This window comes from Pelomonas margarita (genome assembly GCF_043555875.1).
GTDB classification, from domain to species: Bacteria; Pseudomonadota; Gammaproteobacteria; order Burkholderiales; family Burkholderiaceae_C; genus Pelomonas; species Pelomonas margarita.
Genome location: NZ_JBIGHW010000001.1, coordinates 84,020 through 105,795 on the forward strand (window position 1 = coordinate 84,020; position 21,776 = coordinate 105,795).

The window sequence follows — 21,776 nt, forward strand, 5'->3', positions numbered from 1 at the left end:
TCTCGCTCTTGTGAGGGGAGGGAGCCGCGATTCTAAAGCGGTAGCGCCAAAATCGAGTCGCGCTGCGCCAACGCAGCGAATTCATCAGCCAGTCGCTGGCTTTCGCTGACAGCCACGCGCCAGCGGCGGCGGCGCTCGTCGGCGTCCAGCGCCATGAAGTCCTGGCGGTCCGGCAGCTTGGCGCCGGGCAGCGTGGCAATCCACGCGGGTGACGGGCACAGCAGCACGACGTTGTCGAGGAAGGCGGTCGAGCGGTGTCTGGATTTGAGCGCCTTGTCCAGCCAGCCGGGCACGACCTGGCGCTGGAAGTGCGGGTACAGCACCAACGGCGCCGCGCATGCCTGGAGCGCGCGGTAGTCCAGGTGCAGGTGGTAGTCGGTGATGCCGCCGTCCCAGTAGGCGCCACGCGGGGCACCGGGCAGGTCATGCTGAGCGCGCAGCCAGAACGGGATGGAGCAGCTGGCCAGCAGCGCGCCGCGCAGGTTGGTGCGCGACAGATGCACCTCGCGCGTCGTGAAGTCGTTGAGCTTCAGCGGCAGGCGGTCGCGCGCATCGGAGAAGACGACGCGTTCCAGGAACCGGCCCAGCAGCGGGCGTGACACTGCATTGGCCGCAAACGCGCCCAGGTAGCCCAGCGGCGTGCGCAGTCGACCTTCGCGCGCCAGCAAGCCAAGTCCCTTGTTCTGGCCACGCGACGTGACGATGTGCAGCCGATAGCGCGGGTGGGCGAGCACGTCGGCCTCACGGCCTTCGAAGATCTCGGCCAGGATCTCGCCGAAGCGCCGGCTGACCCCCTCGGGCCGCGGCCGCTTCTCGCCCGGCAGCACGTCGTACTCCTGCGTCACATAGGCCTCGGCCATCACGTTGAACGCGTGGGCCACGTCGCGGTGAGCCAGCGCGGCTGTGGCCATGCGCCAGGCGCCGATGCTGGCGCCGACGAGGTGAACCGGGTGGCGGCTGGGCGCCAGCCAGTCGCCGAAGATGAAGCGGTCCAGGCCGTTGAGGATCAGCCCCTTGGGGCCGCCGGCCGCGGCCGGAATCAGGCCGACATCATCGGCGCGCAGGCCGCGCTCGGCCAGCCGCGCGCGGGCGGCGGGGCCGGCGAAGACTTGAAGGGCGGGGGAGGAACTCATCGCCCGACAAGATAGCCGACACGGGCTGCGTCGCGTGACGCGGCCGGGACGGCGCGGGGCGTCAGAACTTGTGTTCCCAGTTCACCGACCACCAGGGCACTGGCTCGCGTTCGTTCCGGTTGTAGTCCGGCGTGCCGACGATGACGACGCGCGTGCCCTGCTTGGGCTGGAACAGGCCGTTGACGCTCACGCGCACGCTGTCCTGCTTGCTGACCTGCATGGCGGCGAAGGCGTCGAGCGAGCGCGAGGCCAGCGAGGTCTGGCTTTGCAGCACGCTCTGGCGCACGTCGAACTCAGGCGCGATCTGGGCGCTGAAGCCCATGTTGATCGGAAGGCTCTTGAGACGGTAGTCGGCACCGAAATTGAACTGCCAGGGCTGCTGGCCCTCCAGGCGGTTGTCGGGGCCGGGGATGTCGCCGACGGAAGATCGGTACAGGTTCAGCGACGCACGCAGGTTCAGCGCGGTGCTGGCTTCGAACAGGCTCGGGAACAGCTCGCCGGCACGCCCCTTCACCTCCAGCTCCAGGCCTTGGGTCGTGGCCTTGCTGAGGTTGATCTGCGTGATGACGTAGCGCTGCGTATCGGCATAGGGCACCGTCATCAGGCGCGGCCGGTCCGTGCGGATCAGGTTGGTGATGCGCCGGTGGAACACGCCGACCGACACCAGGCCGCCTGCGGGCAGGTACTTCTCGAAGGCCACGTCCAGGCCGGTGGCCAGTTCCGGCTTCAGCAACGGATTGCCCATGCGGTCCGGGGCAAGCTCGGTGTTGATGCGCGCATTCGGGCCGCGCACCTCGTAGTCGGTGTTGACGGTCGGGCGGGCGATGAGCTGCTGCACGTCCGCTGCCTTGTAGCTGCGCGTGAGGCTGGCGCGCACGAGGTCGCGGCCCTTGGGGTCGGGCTTGAAGTTCAGGTGCAGCAGCGGCGTCGTGACCTTGCTGGTGCTGGTGAACTGGCTGCCGTCGCCTTCGCTGGCCATCTTGATCTGCTCATGGCGCACGCCGGCGTAGGCCGACCATTGCTTGTTGATTTCCCACTCGTCCTGCAGGTAGGCGGCCGAGCGGGTGATCGTCGCGTTGAAGGGTTGGCCTTCGACCCCCGTCAGCAGGTCTTCCAGCTGCGGGTTGGTCTTGCGGTAGTCGATCTGCTGCGTGCGGCGGCGTTCGTCGCGGGTGCGGCGCTCCAGCTCGGCGCCGGTCGTGATGGTGTGGGCTTCTCCCGCGTACTGGCTGTACTTGCCGGACAGGCTGGTGTTGCGGTTGCGGTTGTCGCCCGACGTGAAGCGGTCGATGGCCTGCGAGCCGTCCTTGTTGCGGCCGAAGAAATCGAAGTCAAAGTCTGCGCCACCACTGCCGGTGCCCGCGCGCAGCTCGATGCGGCGATCCTCGCCGAAGCGGTTGTTGTATTGCAGGTTGACGCGGTTGGCCGAGAAGGTGCCGCGGTTGCGCGTGGTGTCCAGCAGGCTCTGCGGCAGCACGCTGCTGGCGCCCGAGAACAGCACGGTGGTGGTGTTCTCGCCCTCGTTGCGGAAGCTGTTCTGCACGAAGAAGCCCTGCAGCGTCAGCGTCTCGTCGTCGTCGAGCTTCCAGTTCAGGCGCGGCGAGATGTTGAAGCCGCGGCCGAAGGCACGGTCGCGCCCGACATTGCTCATGCCGGTCACGCCCTTGTCGCGTACGCGGTCGCCTTCGGTTTCGTTGACGAAGTTCCACTGGTAGACCGAGATCGGCAGCACGAAGCCCACGCCGCCGACGACGCGATCGCCGTAGGTGAAGCCGGCATTGATGACCGGCTTCTCGCTCGCGTAGGCCAGGCCCAGGCGCAGGTCCTTCTGCACAACGCGCGGGGCGTCCTTCAGGATGATGTTCAGCGTGCCGGCGATGGCCTGCGCGCTCTGGTCGGCGGTGGGGGCTTTGGTGACTTCCAGGCGCTCGACCTGCGCCGGGTTCAGGTTGTCCAGGCTGAAGCCCGGGGGCGCCGGCTCGCCGTTGACCAGGATCTGCGTGTAGGCGCCGCCTAGGCCGCGCATGCGCAGCTGGCCGCCGGAGACGTTGATGCCCGGCAGGCGCTTGAGCACGTCGGAGAGCTGCGTGTCGCCGTACTTGTCCAACTCGTCGCGGCCGTACAGCTGCTTGGCCACGGGCTCGCGGCGGCGCAGGTCGGTGTCGGTCTGCGTGCGCGAGACGGACACGCGCTCCAGCTGCTGGTTGCCGGGTGTCGGCGAGTTGTTCGAGGCGCGGTCGACCTCCTGCTGGGCCAGAACCAGGGCGGGACTGAGCAGGAGCAGCAGGGCGAGGGCAGGGGTTTTCAAGAAGGACTCCGAGGATGCAGGATGGCGCGCACCATAGCGGGCCTGCCAGCCGGCCGCAGGCGGGCTGCGACCGGTTGCAGTTTGGCGGGTGTCAGTCGACGACCCGTGGCGCGGGCCGCATGTTGACAGCAGTTCGTGTCAGTGCCGAAGGTCAGCGTTTGAGCTTGGCGAAGGCCGCCGCCATCGCGTTGCCGCCAGCCGGTTGCGTGTCGCGCGCGCCGCCACCGGCCCGTTCGTTGCGGGCGGCGGGGCGGAAGGCGTTGTCCTGCTTGGCGCCGCGCGGCGCCTGGGCATCGAGCTTCATCGTCAGCGAGATGCGCTGGCGGGCCAGGTCCACTTCCAGCACCTTGACCTTGACGATGTCGCCGGTTTTGACGACCTCGCGCGCGTCGTTGACGAACTTGTTGCTCAGCTGGCTGACGTGGATGAGCCCGTCCTGGTGCACGCCCAGGTCGACGAAGGCGCCGAACTGTGCGACGTTGCTGACCGTGCCTTCCAGCAGCATGCCGGGCTGCAGGTCCTTCACGTCTTCGACGCCGTCGTTGAAGCGGGCGACCTTGAAATCCGGGCGCGGGTCGCGGCCGGGCTTCTCCAGTTCGGCCAGCACGTCCTTGACCGTGATGAGGCCGAACTTGTCGTCGGCCAGCAGTTCGGGCTTGAGCGTGCGCAGCACCTCGCTGCGGCCAACGATCTCGTCGGCCGAGCGCTTCAGCAGCGCCAAGGCTTTCTCGACCAGCGGGTAGGTCTCGGGGTGCACGCCGCTGAGGTCCAGCGGGTTGTCGCCACCGCGAATGCGCAGGAAGCCGGCGGCCTGCTCGAAAGTCTTGGGCCCCAGGCCCGTCACGTCCAGCAGCTGCTGGCGGTTGCGGAATGACCCGTTGGCATCGCGCCAGCGCACGATGCTGCTGGCGACCGAGGCCGACAGGCCCGACACGCGGGCCAGCAACGCCTGCGACGCGGTGTTCAGGTCCACGCCGACCTTGTTCACGCAGTCCTCGACAACTGCGTCCAGCGCGCGCGCCATCTCACTTTGGTTGACGTCGTGCTGGTACTGGCCGACGCCGATGCTCTTGGGGTCGATCTTGACCAGCTCGGCCAGCGGGTCTTGCAGGCGGCGCGCGATGGAGACGGCGCCGCGCAGGCTCACGTCCAGGTCGGGCAGTTCCTTGGAGGCGAACTCGGAGGCTGAGTAGACCGACGCGCCGGCCTCGCTGACGACGACGCGTTCGATCTTGACGTCGGCGTCCAGCGCCTGCAGCTTCTTGATCAGTTCGCCGGCCAGCTTGTCGGTCTCGCGGCTGGCGGTGCCGTTGCCGATGGCGATCAGGTTGACGCCATGCGTCGCGCAGAGCTTGGCCAGCGTGTGCAGCGAGCCGTCCCAGTCGCGGCGCGGCTCGTGTGGGTAGACGGTGGACGTGTCCAGCACTCGGCCGGTGTCGCTCACCACCGCCACCTTCACACCGGTGCGAATGCCCGGATCCAGCCCCATGACGACGCGCTTGCCGGCGGGTGCGGCCAGCAGCAGGTCGCGCAGGTTCTCGGCGAAGACCTTGATGGCGGTGGCCTCGGCGGCTTCACGCAGGCGGGCGAACAGGTCGCGCTCCAGGCTCAGGCTCAGCTTGACCTTCCAGGTCCAGCCGATGCTCTTGCGGATCAGCGCATCCGACGGGCGATTGGCATGGCGCCATCCCAGGTGCGACGCGATGCGGCTCTCAGCCAGGCCGGGCTGGCCGGCCACGGGTTCTTCGTCCAGTACCAGCTTGGCGTCCAGCAGCTCCTGCGTGCGGCCGCGGAAGACGGCCAGCGCGCGGTGCGACGGCACGGTCTTGATGGGCTCGGCGTAGTCGAAGTAGTCGCGGAACTTGGCGTTGTCGGGCAGCTCGCCGTTCTTGCCGTCCATCAGCTTGGACTGGAACAGTCCTTCCTCCCACAGCCACTCGCGCAGCTTGCCCACCAGCACCGCGTCCTCGGCCCAGCGTTCGGAGAGCAGATCGCGCACGCCGTCCAGCACGGCGAAGGTGTCGGCAAAGCCGGCCTCGGCGTTCAGGAACTTCGCGGCCTCAACCTGCGGGTCCAGCGACGGGTCGGCGAACAGCGCGTCGGCCAGCGGCTCCAGCCCGGCCTCGCGGGCGATCAGGCCCTTGGTGCGGCGCTTGACCTTGTAGGGCAGGTAGAGGTCTTCCAGCTCCTGCTTGGTGGGCGCGGCCTTGATGGCGACTTCCAGCTCGGGCGTCAGCTTGCCTTGTTCGGCGATGCTTTTCAGCACGGCCTCGCGGCGATCCGCCAGCTCGCGCAGGTAGGCCAGGCGGGCGTCCAGCTCGCGCAGCTGGATGTCGTCCAGGCCGTCGGTGGCCTCCTTGCGGTAGCGGGCAATGAAGGGCACGGTGGCGCCGCCGTCCAGCAGGTCGACGGCAGCCTGCACCTGGGCAGGCCGAACCTTCAGCTCAGCAGCAATCTGGGAAACGATCAATTGGTCCAAAACGGGGCCCTGGCGTGACGCGAAAAGCCCAGGATTTTGGCCTAACCGAGCCAGCGCGTCAGACCCAGCGCCGCTGCCCGGCCGCTGGCCATGCTGGCGGTCAGCAGGTAGCCGCCCGTCGGGGCTTCCCAGTCCAGCATCTCGCCAGCGACGAACACGCCGGGCAGGGCCTGCAGCATCAGCCCGCCGGTCAGCGCCTCGAAGCGCACGCCGCCCGCGGTGCTGATGGCCTCGGCCACGGGCCGGGTCGAGTGCAGCGTCAGCGGCAGGGCCTTCAGTGCAGCGGCCAGCGTGGCGGGGGCCAGCATCTGCTCGCGCGTCAACAGCTCATGCAGCAGGCCCAGCTTCAGCGGGCTCAGGTTCAGCCGGCTCTTCAGGTGTGACGACAGCGAGCGGCTGCCGCGCGGGTGGCGTACCTCGGCCAGCACGCGTTCGGGTGTCAGTTGCGGCAGCAGGTCCAGCTGCAGCGTGGCGTGGCCGTCGCGGGCGATCTGCTCGCGCAGCGCGGCGCTGGCGGCGTAGACCAGTGAGCCCTCAATGCCGGTGGCCGTGATGACGAACTCGCCTGGGCGGCTGTCGAAGCCCTCGGTGGCCAGCGCCACCGGCTTGACCGGCTGGCCGGCAAATTCGGTCGCGAAGCGCTCGCTCCAGCCGGGGGCGCCGGCGTGGGCGGCTGTGGGGCCGACGTCGAAGCCACAGTTGGCGGGCTGCAGCGGCGCGACGTCCACGCCACGTGCGGCCAGCCAGGGCGCCCAGGCGCCGTCGGAGCCGAGCTGAGGCCAGGAGGCGCCGCCCAGCGCCAGCAGCGTGGCGCGTGGCGTGACGAGGCGTTCGCCGTCGGGGGTGTCGAAGCGCAGCGAGCCGTCGTCGGCCCAGCCGGTCCAGCGGTGGCGCATCGCGAACTTCACGCCGGCGGCACGCAGCCGCTGCAGCCAGGCGCGCAGCAGCGGCGCGGCCTTGAGGTCGGCGGGGAACACTCGGCCGGAGCTGCCGACGAAAGTGTCCACGCCCAGGCCCGCAGCCCATGCGCGCAGCGCGTCGGCATCGAATTCACGCAGCAGCGGCTCGATGTGTGCGGCGCGCGCGCCGAAGCGGCCGAGGAAGGGTGCAAACGGCTCGGCGTGCGTAAGGTTGAGGCCACCCTTGCCGGCCAGCAGGAACTTGCGGCCGACGCTGGGCTTGGCATCGAAGACGGTGACGTGCTGGCCGGCAGCGGCCAGCACCTCGGCGGCCATCAGGCCGGCGGGGCCGCCGCCGATGATGGCGATGGAATCGGGGGAGCTCATGCCCCGATTGTCCCAGCCTCAGTCGGCGCGCAGCTTGGCCCGCAGCGCCGCACCGATCTCGGGACGGTCCGCGAACGGGTCGGTGGGGTTGCGCAGCTGCATCACGTCTTCCAGACGTGTCTGCACGCCGGCCAGCGCCTGCGGGTGGCTGAAGATGTAGAACTTGCCGTGGTCGATGGCGTCGAACACCAGCGTCGCTACGTCTGCCGCCGTGAGCTTGCCCGAGGACACGGCCTTGTCGGTCTGCGCCTGGGAGATGAGTTGGCTCTTGGTGGCCTTGGACATCGGCAGGTCGGCCGGCCGGTTGCGATGGCTCTGGCTGATGCCGGTGGGCACGAAGAAGGGGCACAGTACCGAGGCATGAACCTGGTCGGTCACAAGCGACAGGTCTTGATAGAGCGTCTCGGACAGCGACACCACCGCGTGCTTGGAGACGTTGTACACGCCCATGTTGGGCGGGTTCAGCATGCCGGCCATGGAGGCGGTGTTGACGATGTGGCCGCGATAAGCGGGATCGGCCTTCGCAGCGGCCAGCATCATGGGCGTGAACAGGCGCACGCCGTGCACGACGCCCATCAGGTTCACGCCCAGCACCCATTCCCAGTCGCTGAGGGCGTTCTCCCAGATCAGGCCACCGGAGCCCACGCCGGCGTTGTTGAAGACGAAGTGCGGCGCGCCGAAGCGCGCTTCGACAGCCTTGGCCAGTGCTTCCATCTGGTCTGCCTTGGCCACGTCGACGACGCGGGCCAGCACCTCGACGTCTGCGAACTCGGCCACGGCCTTGTCCAGCGCGTCGGCCTGCACGTCCACGAGCACAAGGTTCATGCCGCGCCGGGCGGCGAGGCGGGCGGTTTCCAGGCCGAAGCCGGAGCCGGCACCGGTGATGACTGCGGTTTGCTTGCTCATGGCAGGGGCTTTCTCATTTCGATGTGGGGGATGCCGTCTTCGACATAGGGCTCGCCCGAGGGCGCGAAGCCGAAGCTGCCGTAGAAGCGCTCCAGGTGGGCCTGTGCGTGAAGCGTGATGGCGTGGCCGGGCCATAGGGCTTCACAGCGCGCGATGGACTCGGCCATCAGCGCGCGCCCACTGCCGCCGCCTCGTGCGGCGGGCGACGTGACGACGCGGCTGATGAGCGCGTCGGGCGCCTTCACTCCAGGCGGGATCAGCCGTGTGTAGGCCAGCAGCCGGCCGTCATCGCCCACACCGAGCAGATGCCAGGTGAGCGGGTCCAGGCCGTCGATCTCCAGGAACACGCAGTGCTGCTCGACGACGAAGACCTCGGAGCGCAGCCGCAGCACGTCGTGGAGCTGCTGCACCGTCAGCTCGGCAAACGGGACGCAGGTCCAGTTCATCAGACCAGCTTGACGAGCTGCTTGCCGAAGTTCTTGCCCTTGAGCAGGCCCATGAAGGCTTCGGGCGCATTCTCCAGGCCTTGGGCCACGGACTCGCGGTACTTGAGCTTGCCAGTGGCGACGAGGCCGCCCAGCTCCTTCAGCGCCTCGGGCCACACCTCCATGTGCTCGGACACGATGAAGCCCTCGACCTTCATGCGGTTGACGAGGATGAGCTGCGGTGCAGCCATGGGGATGGGCTGGCCGTCGTAGCCGGAAATCATGCCGCACATGGCCACACGGCTGAACGCGTTGGCGCGCAACAGCACGGCGTCCAGGATGTAGCCGCCGACGTTCTCGAAGTAGCCGTCGATGCCGTTCGGGCACTCGGCCTTCAGCGCGGCGGACAGCGAGCGCACGTCGCCATGCTGCTTGTAGTCGATGCAGGCGTCGAAGCCCAGTTCCTCGACGACGTAGCGGCACTTGTCCGCGCCGCCGGCAATGCCCACCGCGCGGGCGCCGCGCGCCTTGGCGAGCTGGCCCACGGCCGAGCCGACCGCGCCGCTGGCGGCGCTCACTACCACTGTCTCGCCGGCCTTGGGGTTGATGATCTTCACGAGGCCGTACCAGGCCGTCACGCCGGGCATGCCGACGGCGCCGAGATAGGCGGACAGCGGGATGTGCGTCGTGTCCACCTTCTGCAGCACGCCGCGCTGTGTGGCGTCCACGGTCTGGAACTCCTGCCAGCCACCCATGCCGACGACCTTGTCGCCGACGGCGAAATGGGCGTTCCTGGACTCGACAACCTCGCCGACCGTGCCGCCGATCATGACCTCGTCGATGGCCTGCGACGCTGCGTAGCTCTTGCTGTCGTTCATGCGGCCGCGCATGTACGGGTCCAGGCTCAGGAAGTGGTTGCGCACGCGCACCTGGCCCTCGGCCAGCGGCGCGAGGGCGGCCTCGACGAGGCGGAAGTTGTCGGGTGTGACCTCACCCTTGGGGCGGGCGGCGAGGACGATCTGGCGGTTGGTGGTGCTCATGCGGGTCTCCAGGGCCGGGGGCGTCCCGGCCAGCGGAGGGCATTGAAGCATGGGCCGGGGGACGTGGCACGTCCCATCGGCGACAGAAAAGCACGGTCGTGCTTTTTCGGAGCTCAGTCGGGCGACTTGAGCGGGAAGTTGGTGCAGCCGAGCTTTTCGGAGATGTCGCGGCTGGCCTTTTGCAGCATCTTCACGACGTCGGGCGCGCGCGCCTCGTCGAAGCGGAACGTGGGGAAGGACACGCTCATGCCGGCGATGGCCTGGCCCAGGCGGTCGAAGATAGGCACGCCCAGGCAGCGGATGTGGTCGTCGAATTCCTCGCGGTCTTCGCCGAACCCCTGCTTGTTGACCTGGGCCAGCTCAGCCAGGAAGGCCGGGCGCTCGGTGATGGTCTTGTCGCGAAAGCGCTTGAACTCGGCGCCATCGAGGATGGCGTCGCGGCGCTCCGGGTGCTCCCAGGCCATCAGCACCTTGCCGATGGCCGTGCAGTGGATGGGCGCGCGGCGGCCGACGCGCGAGTACATGCCCAGCATGTGGCGCGAGTCCACCTTGTGGATGTAGATGATCTCGCTGTCGATGAGACTGCCCAGGTGGACGGTCTCGCCTGTGGCATCGGCCAGCATCTGCATGGGGTGCTTGGCCAGGTCTACGAGGTCAGGCGAGGGCAGGGCCTTGGCGCCGATCTCGAACATGCGCATGGCCAGGCCGTAGCGTTCGCTATCGGGCTCCTGGCGCACATAGCCCAGGCTCTTCATGGTCTGCAGAAAGCGGTAGACCGTGGCCTTGGGCATGGCCAGGCGCACGGACAGGTCGGTGATGCCGATGTCGCTGCGCTCGCCCAGGGCGTTCAGGATGGCGAACACCTTCAGTACGGCGGCAACCGATTCCGGCTGTTTGGCGTCGCCAATGTCCTCATCCATGTTTTGGTTCTTTCGGGCGCTTGTTCCAGGAACTGAGGGGCGGATTCTGACTCAGGCCCGGCGGGGCCCGGCGCCGGCGCGGATTTGCTCAACAAGACGATCGAGCGCGGGGAACTTCAGCGCGGAGGCGCCGTAGGCGTCTGCGGGGCGCCAGCCGACGTCGGTGGACAGCCCCTGGGCGCCCAGCGTCACCGGGCGGCCGTTGAGGCGGTTGCCACCGCCGTCGGCCAGCGCGCTGCCCTTGAGGCGGCGGATCAGCCGGTCGGCGCTGATGCCGTCGGGCAGCGCCCAGCTGTTGGCCTCGGCCACGATGCGGGACTGGTGGCCGATGCCCAGCGAGTAGCCGAAGTCCTCGGCGCGGTCGGCCGTGAACAGGTTGCCTGCCACGTGCACGCGGCCAAAGCGCACGCGCGGCGTGCGTTCCTTGCAACCATGGAAGTGGTTGTGGTGCAGCGTGACGCGCAGCTTGCCGTCATCGCCGACGAGCTTGTCGTCGCCGCCGATGAGCATGGTCTTGTCATGGCTCTGGAAACGGCACCAGGACACGGTGACGAGGTCACTGCCCAGTGTGATGTCCAGCAATCCGTCGTGGTGCTGCACCGGGCGGCCCAGGCGCGTGGCGGCCAGGTGGTCGGGGCGGTCGCCGTCGTCCAGGTGGCAGTGGTGTACCCACACGCGTTGCGCGCCGGTCAGGCTGACCGGGTCGTAGGCGGAGTTCCATTCACCGTGGCCGTTGTCGCGCGGCTCCCATTCGGGGAAGTGATCGAAGGCGTCGTGCAGGCGCAGGTCGTGCAGCACGATGTTGCTGACCTTGTCCAGCAGCAGCGTACCGTGCCGGAAGCCGGCGCCGGGCGCGGCGCCCATCACCGTGGTGTTGGACGGCAGGCGCACGACGATGGCCTTGGCCTGGCGCCTGGCTGAGCGCGCGCGGGCGTCTTCCAGCGGGCCAACGGGGTCGCTGCGGCCCCAGGTGGCGGGGTCGAAGGCACGGTCGAAGGCGGCGGCGTCGAAGGCCGGGTCGCGCCACTGCTCGGCGTCGCCGGGGCCCAGGTCGATCATCGTGTGGATGCGCAGGATCTTGGGTGTGTCGCCCAGGCGCAGTGCCGCGTCCAGGCCAGCGCGGTCACGGATGTCGAGGATGTGCTCGGGCCGGGCGCCGGCGCCGCCGGTGGTCTGGCCCACGGCGGCCCAGCCCAGCGGGCGTTCGTCGACTGTCGGCAGTGCGGCGCAGCCAGGCAGTGCGGCCAGGGCCAGCAGTTCGCGGCGGGTCAGGCGGGTCATCGGTTGTTGTACTCGTGCAGGCGGTTCGTGGCCGCGTCGAAGGGGCGGCGCGAGGTGCTGGCCTGCCACGGGCCCACGTGGGCGCCGATCTCGCTGTCGCGCACGACGGCCAGGCCGTTGGGGCTGACACCGGCCACCCAGGTGCCGTGCTTGACGCCGGCATCCCAGGCGCGGCCGAGGGCGCTGGCGCCGGGGGCGATGCCGGGTTCGCCGACTAGGCGGCTGTGCGTGATGAGGAAGCCGTGCGGCACGTCGGGCGCCGTGCTGGGTGCCAGGATGATGCCGCCGTGGCCGGGCGTGCGCCGGTTGGCGCGGGTCAGGATGGTGGAGTGCTCGATGACCAGCGTGGCATTGCCGAAGATGAAGTCCACGTCGCCTGCGATCAGGCTGTGGCGAATCAGCTGGCGGGCCGGCGCTTGCGGCGTGCGGCGCTTCACGTAGAGCGTGTCCTGGTGGCCGAGCAGGCGCACGTTGTCGAGCTGCAGGCGGTCGCCCATCAGCGTCAGCGCGACGGCCTGCGCGCCGCCGCTCTCGCCCACGCCGGGCGGGTAGGCCTCGCCGCGGCGCACGCCGTCCATGGCGTCGTTGGCGATGGTCAGCGACAGCAGCTGCACATCGTTGCTCTGCACCAGCAGGCTGGTGCTGCCGCTGGTGCCGATGGTGGTCTTGCCGAGCTCGGGCCAGCAGGGGTGGGCGGGTTCGTTCTCGCCCTTCGGTTTGCCAGAGAAGCGGTTGTCCACCAGCACGACGGCGGCCGCGTCGATCGCGCTGCCGACCAGTGCGAGGGGGGCCTTGTCCTTGATGCAGACCGGGCCGCGGTAGGTGCCCGGCTGGATGTGGATGACCCAGCGCTTGGTGCTGTCCTTGCTGTCTGCCGGCACCTTGTCGATGGCGGCCTGCACGGACTCGCCCGGCCTGACCGTGAAGTCGGGCGCGGCGGCACCGAGGTCGGCCAGCGGCGCGGGCGCCCAGTCGCCGAGGTAGGCGGCCACCGTGTGCTGGGCGGCCTGTTCGGCGCTCAGCTGCGGGCGTGACTGCGCCTGGCTGGCGCCCGCCAGCACGACCAGGGCCAGGGCGGGCAGCAGCTTCACAGGTCCACCAGGTAGAGCGCCGGCTCCACGCCGTTCTCGCGCTCCTTGTCGCAGCTGAACAGCACCTGCTTCTCGTCGGGCGTGAAGCTGGGGTGGGGATGCGTGACCTGGCGGTCGTCCTTGTAGACGCCCCAGCCGCTGTCGTGGCGGGCGAGCTTGCGCGTGGTGCCCGCCTTGAGGTCGAAGACGTGCAGGTAGGGGTCGCCGGTCAGCATCTCGTTGCTGGCCGTGCTGTCGTTGCTGACCTTGCCGCAGCCGTCGCCGACGATGAGCGTGCCGTCGTGGTTGCTCATCAGGTGAGAGCACTGGGGCATGGTGGTGAGCACCTTGTTCTCCAGCGTGACCGGGTCCAGGCTGCAGATCCAGCGTTCAGGTGAGCTGTGGTTGTAGCTGACGTAGATCATGGCGCTGCCGTCCGGCACCCAGAACTCATGGGTACAGCTCTCGCCGTCCAGGTGTTCCTTGCCGCAGCGGCGGTTGGTGCCGTCCTCGTTGATGAACCACATGCGCGCGTCGATGAGGTCGTGCGGGCCTTCGTGGCAGTAGGCGACGGTGTTGTCGTCGAACGGACGGTACTGCGGGTGGCCCAGCCAGCCACGCTGCTCCAGGATGACGGTGCGCTGCCCGGTGGCCAGGTCCACACTGAACAGCCGGCAAAGCGGCTGCTTGTGGAACATCTCGTTGAACTTCTGCCAGGTGCTCAGCGGAAACCAGTCGTCCGCAGCGATCTCGATGCCGACGATCTTGGTGCAGGCGCTGTTGCTGACCCAGGTGCCGTAGCCCACCCAGCCGTCCGGCACGACGTAGAGGACTTCCTCTTTCAGCGTGGCCAAGTCCAGGCGAATGAACTGGCGCGTGGCGCGCACGAAGTACAGGTATTTGTCATCAGGGCTCAGGAAGCCGCCGAATGTGTTCTCGCCTGCGCCATCGGTCAGCTGGATGCAGCGCTGCGTGTCCAGGTCCAGCAGGTGGTAGTTCCAGTTGGGGCTGGGGTTGGGGCCAAACTCGCCGCCGAACACCAGCTTGCGGCCGTCGCTCGTGAAGCACTTCTGATAGAAGTAATTGCGATGGCAGGTGACCTCGGGCGGCGTCAGTCGCGTGACGCGGGCGCCGGTGTCGGGGTCCTCACGGGTGAGGAATTCAAACTTGCGTTCGGTGGATTTCATGGAGGGCATCCTCGTTGGTGCAGTGGCCTTTGGGGCCGAGCGCCGGGCCGCCCCAAGCCGGCCCGTGCTGGCGATGTGCGAGCGGCTCAATGCCGCGAGCATCGCCGTCCCCTTGGGGGACCGACCAGACTCGCCCGCATTCAGCGCGGCGAGGCTGGGCGAGGGGCTGCTTTACCTGGCCAGCCAGCCGCCGTCCACGGCGATGGTGTAGCCGTTGACGTAGTCAGAAGCGGGCGACGACAGGAACACGACCGGGCCGGCCAGGTCTTCGGGCTTGCCCCAGCGGCCGGCGGGGATGCGCTCCAGGATGGCGGCGTTGCGGTTCTCGTCGGCGCGCAGCTGGGCCGTGTTGTTGGTGGCCATGTAGCCCGGGGCGATGGCGTTCACGTTGATGCCGTGCGCGGCCCACTCGTTGGCCATCAGGCGCGTGATGCCCATGACGCCGCTCTTGCTGGCGGTGTAGGACGGCACGCGGATGCCGCCCTGGAAGCTCAGCATCGACGCGATGTTGATGATCTTCCCGCCCTTGCCCTGGGCGATGAAGGCCTTGGCCACGGCCTGCGACAGGAAGAAGACCGACTTCAGGTTCAGATCCATCACGTCGTCCCAGTCAGCCTCGGAGAACTTGATGGCGTCCTCGCGGCGGATGATGCCGGCGTTGTTGACGAGCACGTGAACCTCGCCATTGAGCGCCTTGGCCTGGGCCACCAGGTCGGGGATGCAGCTGATGTCGCCCAGGTTGGCGCGCAGGTCCAGGAACTTGCGACCCAGGGCCTCGACGGCCGCCTTGGTTTCGTCAGGCTCGGACACGTTGACGCCCACGACGTCGGCGCCGGCCTGCGCGAGCGCGACAGCCATGCCCTGGCCCAGGCCCGTGTTGCAGCCGGTCACGATGGCCGTCTTGCCGGCCAGGTTGAAGTGTTGAAGAACCATTGTTGTTGTCCGAGGCGCGCGGGGCACCAGTTGCGTCGATGAAGGGCGGCGGGCCGGGACATGCCTTGCGGCGTGGCGGCCGAGCCGCCTGTCCGGCGAGTGCCGTGGAGGAGAGTTGGAATTGAAACGCGGTTCCAGATCTTTTGCCGCTCGAAGCTTAGACCGTCGGAGCTGCGCCACGGAATCATGGTTTCTATTTAGTGAACCACTGTTCCGATTTTGCCAGCTTCACCCTATCATCGTCCACAAGCCAGCGATCAAGCCGGCCTGTTTTCCTCGCTGCGGCCCCTGTGGTTGCGGCAAAACCGGTGCCCGCACTGCTGCGGAGCCGGAGACAAGAACCAACGGGTGCCCTGCGTGCGCCCGGGCCTGCGCCCCCATTCAAGACCCCGAGCCGCCAGCGCCTGTCGCGCTAGGAGGCCATGCACCAGGAGACCCTCATGCCCGCATTCCGTCCGTCCCGCCGTCTGGCCCTCAGCCCTGTGGCGCTGGCCGCCGCCTTCGTCGTCGCGCCCGCTTGGGCGCAGCAGGCGGCCGCGCCCGCCGCGCAGCTGGAAACTGTCACCGTCACAGGCATCCGCGCTTCGCTGGAAAGCGCGCTGAATGCCAAGCGGCAGGAGAAGGGCATCGTCGATGTCATCAAGGCTGAGGACATGGGCAAGTTCCCCGACACCAACCTGGCGGAGTCGCTGCAGCGGATCCCGGGTGTGGTGATCGACCGCGACGCCGGTGAGGGTCGCAACATCACGGTGCGCGGCCTGGGCGGTGACTTCACCCGCACCCGCATCAACGGCATCGAGGCGCTGGCCACCACCGGCGGCACCGACAGCTCGGGCGGTGCCAACCGCACCCGCGCCTTCGACTTCAACGTCTTCGCCGCCGACCTGTTCAGCTCGCTGACCGTGCGCAAGAGCAGCTCCGCCGACGTCGACGAGGGATCGCTGGGCGCCACCGTGGACCTGCAGACCGCGCGCCCCTTCGACATGAAGGGCTTCGTGGCGGCGATGTCCGTGAAGGGCACCTACAACGAGCTGCGCGGCAAGACCACGCCCAAGACCTCGTTCCTGATTTCCAACACCTTTGCCGACAAGAAGATCGGCGTGCTGTTCTCTGGCGCCTACTCCAAGCGTGAGGTGTTTGAGGAAGGCTTCAGCACCGTGCGCTGGGACAACGGCCCGTCCAGCGGCGGCTGGTGCTCGCCGGTGGGCGTGACGCCGCTGAGCCCGTCGACGACGCCGGCCACGGCGCTGTGCGGCCCGTCCACCACGGCGGCCCGCCTGCCCAACACGACCGAGAACGTTGCCGCCTACAACACGGCGTCGTCGGCCGCCAACTTCCACCCGCGCCTGCCGCGCTATGGCCGTCTGACGCATGACCAGTCCCGCCTGGGCCTGACCGGCTCGGTGCAGGTGCGCCCGTCGGACACCACGCTGCTGACCTTCGACATGATGTATTCGAAGCTCGACGCGACGCGCCAGGAGGACTTCCTGGAGGCCATCTCCTTCAGTCGCAACCTGTCGCAGGGTGGTAAGCAGCAGACCAGCGTGCTGGCGGCCGAGTACAACGCCGCCGGCCAGATGGTCTACGGCAAGTTCAACGGCGTGGACATCCGCTCCGAGTCGCGCTTTGACAAGCTCAGCACCGAGTTCACCCAGCCCACGCTGACGATGGAGCAGGACATCGGCGACACGCTCAAGGCCACCGTTCGCATCGGCACCGCCAAGTCGCGCTTCAACAACCCCATCCAGACGACGACGACGCTGGATGCGCCCAATGTCGATGGCTATGTGTTCGACGCCCGTGGCGACGACCGGGCGCCGCTGATCACCTACGGCAACCTGAATCCCAACGACCCCAGCGGTGCGCTGCAGATCCGCGGCGTGCCGGTGGGCTCCACCAGCATCGCCAACTTCACGCCCAGCGAAATCCGCATCCGCCCCAACGGCGTGACCAACAAGCAGGATGTCGCCACCTTCGACCTGGCCTGGGATGCGATGGACGGCCTGACGCTCAAGGGTGGCGTCAGCTACAAGCGCTTCAGCTTCACGAGCTATGACTTCCGCCGCGGCGTCAACGTCAGCACCGCCAATGAGACGATGGCGACGTTGCCCGCCAACGCGCTGCCCAATGCGCTGGTGACACGCGTGGAAGGCTTCGGCAAGGGCCAGAACCTGCCGGCTGGCTCGATCACGTCCTGGGTCATCCCCAACCTGGACGCCATCGCCGCGCTCTACGACATCTACTGCAACTGCCTGAAGAGCGGCGTGGCTGGCGGCCCCGGTGACTTCCGACTGGGTTCTGTCACGAACGGCACGGGGCGCAGCGGCAACCGCGCCATCACCGAGACCGACACCGGCGCCTGGTTCATGGCCGACTTCGAGACCCGCCTGGCCGGCATGGCCGTGCGCGGCAACGCCGGCCTGCGCCACGTCAAGACGGCCATCGTCGCCAACGGCTACCTGGCCACCGGTGGCGGCAGCCTGGTCACCGCCAAGCGGGAATACAACGACTGGCTGCCCTCGGCCAACGTGTCGGTCAACCTTGCCAAGGACGTGATCGTGCGCGCGGCTGTGGCCAAGGTGATGTCCCGCCCGCCGCTGCAGAGCCTGAGCCCCGGCGGCACGCTGTCCACCACCGGCACGCTGCACTACACCGGCGGCAACCCGGCGCTGGACCCCTTCCGTGCCACCACCGTGGACGCCAACATCGAGTGGTACCACGCCAAGAACGCCTTCATCGGTCTGGGCCTGTTCCAGAAGGACATCAAGAGCTATGTGCTGACCAAGGGTTACGACGCGCCCTACAAGGACAGCGGCCTGCCCATGTCGCTGCTGCCCAGCAACTTCACGGGCGACGAGGTCTTCCGCTTCAGCGCGCCGGTCAACACCCCGGGCGGCAAGCTCAGTGGCTTCGAGATCAACGTGCAACAGCCCTTCAGCTTCCTGCCGGGCTGGGGCAAGAACTTCGGCATGCTGGCCAACTACACGCAGGTCAAGTCCAAGATGGCCTATGTGCTGTCGACCACCGCGGTGGGCGCCTCCACCGTCACGGAAGACCTGGTCAACCTGTCGCCGCGGTCCTGGAACGCGTCGCTGTACTACGACGACGGCACCTTCAGCGGCCGCGTGTCCACCTCGGCGCGCTCGGCCTTCCTGACGGCAGTGCCGGCCGGCAACAACCAGGACGTGGCGGGCAAGAACAAGACCTTCAACGTCGACCTGTCGATGGGCTACAAGATCAACAAGCAGCTGGAGGTCACGTTCGAGGCCGCCAACCTGACCAACCAGCCCAACGACCAGTTCATCTCGCGCGCCATGGACAACGTGGTGGTGAACAACTACACCGGCCGCGAGTTCATCATCGGCGGCCGCTACAAGTTCTGAGAGGGTCCGCCATGAAGCGCTTCTCTGTGTTGGCAGCGGCAGCGCTGCTTGCGTCGACGGCGTCGCTGGCGGCTTCGGCCGCTGTGCTCCCGCCCGGCACGCGGGTCAGCGCCACGCTGGGCGGCGACGCCCAGGCCCTGTCGGGTTTCGACCCTACGCTGCAGGACTACGTGGCCGGCCAGGCCGCGCCGGTGCTCGACGGCGACATCGAGTTCATGTCCGCCGACGCCACCCTGGGCCTGGACCTGGACAGCAGCGGCCTGCTGCGCCTGTGGGACAACAGCGGCACCGGCGAGCTGGGCAGCCGCGTCATCGAGCTCAGCTTTGCCGATGCCGGGCTGCGACTGGCCCGGCCCACGCTTAGCGCGCTCACGCCGCTGCTGTCGGGCAGCCTGCAGTTCGAGCTGCTGAGCCCGCAGTCCGTTCGCCTGACGCTGACGGACGCCCGCACCGACACGAATTTCGCCTACGTCGACGCCCAGCTGGCCCTGGCCCCCGTGCCCGAGCCCGCCCCCGCGGCCCTGCTGGCCCTGGGCCTGCTTGGCCTGGCGCTGCGCCGCCGCATCCGGCGCTGAGCCCCGTCTTCCTTCGTTTCCAGGAGGTCGTATGAAGTTGCCCCTTGCGGCGCTGAGCGCGCTGCTGGCCCTGCCTTTGCCTGCGTTTTCCCAGGTCGACCCGGCGCGCGAGGCCGCGCCGGCCGACGGCTTCGCCGCCCTGGGCGGCGGCACCACCGGCGGTTCGGCCGCCAGCCTGAGCCAGATCTACACCGTCACCAACCGCCAGCAGCTGCTGACCGCGCTGGCCAGCGGCGGCACGCTGCCCAAGATCGTCAAGGTCGTGGGCCGCATCGACATGAGCGAAGGCCTGCCCTTCGCCAGCCGTGCCGACCAGGACCAGCGTGCCGGTGTGCGCCTGCCGTCCAACACCACGCTGATCGGCGCCGGCCCGGGCGCGGGCCTGGCCAACGGCCGCATCGAGATCATTGGCGTGGCCAACGTCATCGTGCGCAACCTGGCCATCATGGCGCCCTGCGACGTGGCGCCCGTGTGGGACCCGACCGACGGCAGCAGCGGCAGCTGGAACGCGGCCTACGACGCCATCTCGGTGCAGGGTGCCGAGCGCGTCTGGATCGACCGCAACACCATCACCGACGCGCCGATCACCGACGACCAGCTGCCCATCGAGAACGGCAAGCCGCGCCAGTGCCACGACGGCGCGATCGACATCACGCGTGGTGCCAACCACGTGACGGTCAGCCACAACGTCATCGACCGGCACGACAAGACCATGCTGATCGGCCACTCCGACAGCTACACGGCGGACATCGGCCGCCTCAAGGTCACCATCGCCAACAACGTGTTCACCAGCGTCGCGCAGCGCGCGCCGCGCGTGCGCCACGGCCAGGTGCACCTGCTGAACAACTACCACGCGGGCAGCAAGGCAGCGCCGGTCTATGCGCACAGCTACAGCGTGGGCATCGGCACCGGTGCGCGCGTGATCTCGCACGCCAACGTGCACGCCATCAACGGCGCGGCGCCGGGCTGTGCCTCGGTCGTGCAGACGCTCAACCCCGACGCGGCCAGCAGCTTTGCCGACGCCGGCTCCACGCTCAACGGCGCGCCCCTGGGCGCCTGCGCCGTGTCGGCCAACGTTGGCTGGAGCGTGCCCTATGCCTTCGCTGCGCGGCCGGCGGCTCTGGTCAAGGCCAATGCGCTGGCGCGTGCCGGTGCCGGCAAGATCAGCACCCAGATCAGCGGCACCGGCGGCGTGGGCGTGGTGCCCGGTAGCGTGGAGCCGGCGCGCAACGCGACCGGTGTGCACATCGACACGCCGCTGGCCATCGCTTTCGATGCCGCACCCGTGCTGACCGGCAGCGGCGCCATCACCGTGCGCCGCGCCAGCGATGGCGTGGTGGTGGACCGGCTGGATCTGTCCAACGCGCCGTCGTCCACCGACACCCAGACTGTCATCCCGCGCACCAACCTCGAGATCGACGCGCTGGCGCTGGGCGCCATGCCCGAGAACGCCGCGCGGGCGCGCTTCGTCTGGTACCGGCCGGTCAGCGTGCTTGGCAACCAGGCCGTCATCCGGCTGCGCAGCAACCGCCTGGCCTTTGACACCGCCTACACGGTCAGCGTCGATGCGGCCGCCTTCAGCGGCAGCATCAACAACTCGCCGTTCGCGGGCCTGAGCTGGAGCTTCACCACCCGCAGCGCACCGGCTAGCAAGACCAGCGTCACGGTGGATGACGACGGCACGACGGCCGACTTCCGCAGCGTGCAGGGCGCGCTGAACTGGGTCATGAGCTGGTGCTCCACCGGCAGCCCGTCCAGCGCGTGCAACACGGTGGCCACGCCCAAGACCATCAGCATCCGCAACGGCCTCTACCCCGAGCTGCTGATGCTGCGCAACGTTGCCAACCTCAGCCTGGTGGGCGAGAGCCGCGACGGCGTGCAGGTGGGCCGGCTGAACTTCGAGTCGCTCAACAGCGGCAGCGGTACCAGCGCCACGTCGGCCCCCAGCACGCTGACTACCGGCGGCCGCGTCGTGGGCCATCGCGTGCTGGGCGGCGGTCGCTCGGTGCTGCTGGTCGAGAGCAGCGACCTGCTGCAGTTGCGCAACTTCACGCTGGTCAACCCGCATGCCCGCGCGTCCATCTACGACAACCAGGCCGAGGCGATCTACTTCAACACCAGCACCACGCCCGCTGCACACCGTCTGGTGGCGCGTGAGATGAACTTCATCTCCGAGCAGGACACGCTGCAGCTCAAGGGCTATGTGTGGGTCTACAACTCTCTGGTGGCTGGCAACGTGGACTTCATCTGGGGCAACGTGATGGCCGCGCTGTTCGAGGATTGCGAGATCCGCAGCGTGCTGGACGGGTCCAGCAGCTCGCCCGGCTACATCCTGCAGGCGCGCGCCACGGCGGGTGACACGGGCTTCGTGTTCCTGAACAGCCAGCTCACCGCCGGCCCCGGCGTGACGTCGGCCTACCTGGCGCGCAGCGGCGGCACGACCAGCACCGCCTACGTCGACAACATCGCCTTCATCAACAGCCGCATCGGCCCGCACATCCTGCCCATCGGCTGGTGCAGCGGTACCGGCACCAGCAAGACCGGTACGGGGCAGGGCACCTGCAGCTCCAACCCGCCGCCCTGGGCCGGCACTGCCAACGGCGGCGCCACCGACGCTGCCGGCTGGCGCGAGTCGGGCAGCCGGGATCTGGACGGCAACCTGCTGAACACCACTGCCCGCCTGGGCCTGGCGACCGTGACTGTCAGCGGCGTGCCTGCCGCCGTGCAGCTGGCCAAGACGCTGGACAGCACCAGCAGCCTGACCAGCCGCGCCGACATCTTCCGCAAGTCCACCATCGCCACCGGCTCGCCCGGCGGCTGGGTGCCTACCCCCTGAGACGGGCACGGCCC

At 68.6% G+C, this 21,776-nt stretch carries 15 protein-coding genes; 3 read left to right on the top strand and 12 right to left on the bottom strand.

What is annotated here, in order from left to right; all coding sequences use genetic code 11:
• Positions 1-32: 32 nt before the first annotated feature.
• The 12 genes from ACG0Z3_RS00385 to kduD all read right to left on the bottom strand — a co-directional run bounded on the left by ACG0Z3_RS00385 (position 33) and on the right by kduD (position 14,968).
• Positions 33-1,133, bottom strand: coding sequence for a patatin-like phospholipase family protein (locus ACG0Z3_RS00385; RefSeq protein ID WP_394394412.1), 1,101 nt, complete (start codon positions 1,131-1,133; stop codon positions 33-35).
• Positions 1,134-1,194: 61 nt separating this feature from the next.
• Positions 1,195-3,441, bottom strand: coding sequence for a TonB-dependent receptor plug domain-containing protein (locus ACG0Z3_RS00390; RefSeq protein WP_394394413.1), 2,247 nt, complete (start codon positions 3,439-3,441; stop codon positions 1,195-1,197).
• Between the two features lie 151 nt (positions 3,442-3,592).
• Positions 3,593-5,911 (bottom strand): Tex family protein, encoded by a 2,319-nt coding sequence (locus ACG0Z3_RS00395; RefSeq protein WP_394394415.1) that lies wholly within the window; start codon positions 5,909-5,911, stop codon positions 3,593-3,595.
• Between the two features lie 50 nt (positions 5,912-5,961).
• On the bottom strand, positions 5,962-7,206 hold the full coding sequence (locus ACG0Z3_RS00400) for a TIGR03862 family flavoprotein (protein ID WP_394394417.1): 1,245 nt from the start codon (positions 7,204-7,206) through the stop codon (positions 5,962-5,964).
• A gap of 18 nt (positions 7,207-7,224) precedes the next feature.
• Positions 7,225-8,112, bottom strand: a complete 888-nt coding sequence (locus ACG0Z3_RS00405) for an SDR family oxidoreductase (RefSeq protein ID WP_394394419.1) — start codon at positions 8,110-8,112, stop codon at positions 7,225-7,227.
• Positions 8,109-8,558 (bottom strand): GNAT family N-acetyltransferase, encoded by a 450-nt coding sequence (locus ACG0Z3_RS00410; RefSeq protein WP_394394420.1) that lies wholly within the window; start codon positions 8,556-8,558, stop codon positions 8,109-8,111. Before ACG0Z3_RS00410 ends, ACG0Z3_RS00405 begins: the two co-directional genes overlap by 4 nt.
• Positions 8,558-9,577 (bottom strand): NADP-dependent oxidoreductase, encoded by a 1,020-nt coding sequence (locus tag ACG0Z3_RS00415; protein ID WP_394394421.1) that lies wholly within the window; start codon positions 9,575-9,577, stop codon positions 8,558-8,560. Before ACG0Z3_RS00415 ends, ACG0Z3_RS00410 begins: the two co-directional genes overlap by 1 nt.
• A 113-nt stretch (positions 9,578-9,690) precedes the next feature.
• The gene (kdgR, locus tag ACG0Z3_RS00420; RefSeq protein ID WP_394394422.1) at positions 9,691-10,497 is read right to left on the bottom strand and encodes a DNA-binding transcriptional regulator KdgR; all 807 of its coding nucleotides are present in this window, start codon (positions 10,495-10,497) and stop codon (positions 9,691-9,693) included.
• 51 nt (positions 10,498-10,548) lie between these two features.
• The gene (locus tag ACG0Z3_RS00425; protein WP_394394423.1) at positions 10,549-11,778 is read right to left on the bottom strand and encodes a pectate lyase family protein; all 1,230 of its coding nucleotides are present in this window, start codon (positions 11,776-11,778) and stop codon (positions 10,549-10,551) included.
• Positions 11,775-12,869, bottom strand: a complete 1,095-nt coding sequence (locus ACG0Z3_RS00430) for a pectinesterase family protein (RefSeq protein WP_394394424.1) — start codon at positions 12,867-12,869, stop codon at positions 11,775-11,777. The genes ACG0Z3_RS00425 and ACG0Z3_RS00430 overlap by 4 nt, the downstream gene beginning before the upstream one ends.
• Entirely contained in the window at positions 12,866-14,035 is a 1,170-nt protein-coding gene (locus ACG0Z3_RS00435) for an oligogalacturonate lyase family protein (protein ID WP_394394425.1), read from the bottom strand. The genes ACG0Z3_RS00430 and ACG0Z3_RS00435 overlap by 4 nt, the downstream gene beginning before the upstream one ends.
• Before the next feature lie 171 nt (positions 14,036-14,206).
• The gene (kduD, locus tag ACG0Z3_RS00440) at positions 14,207-14,968 is read right to left on the bottom strand and encodes a 2-dehydro-3-deoxy-D-gluconate 5-dehydrogenase KduD (RefSeq protein ID WP_394394426.1); all 762 of its coding nucleotides are present in this window, start codon (positions 14,966-14,968) and stop codon (positions 14,207-14,209) included.
• 440 nt (positions 14,969-15,408) lie between these two features.
• Between kduD and ACG0Z3_RS00445 the strand changes: the two genes are divergently transcribed.
• Genes ACG0Z3_RS00445 through ACG0Z3_RS00455 form a run of 3 tightly spaced genes read left to right on the top strand, consistent with a single transcriptional unit; the run spans position 15,409 to position 21,762 of the window.
• Entirely contained in the window at positions 15,409-18,351 is a 2,943-nt protein-coding gene (locus ACG0Z3_RS00445) for a TonB-dependent receptor (protein ID WP_394394427.1), read from the top strand.
• Between the two features lie 11 nt (positions 18,352-18,362).
• The gene (locus ACG0Z3_RS00450; RefSeq protein ID WP_394394428.1) at positions 18,363-18,926 is read left to right on the top strand and encodes a PEP-CTERM sorting domain-containing protein; all 564 of its coding nucleotides are present in this window, start codon (positions 18,363-18,365) and stop codon (positions 18,924-18,926) included.
• Between the two features lie 31 nt (positions 18,927-18,957).
• Entirely contained in the window at positions 18,958-21,762 is a 2,805-nt protein-coding gene (locus tag ACG0Z3_RS00455; protein ID WP_394394429.1) for a pectinesterase family protein, read from the top strand.
• The last annotated feature ends 14 nt before the right edge of the window (positions 21,763-21,776 follow it).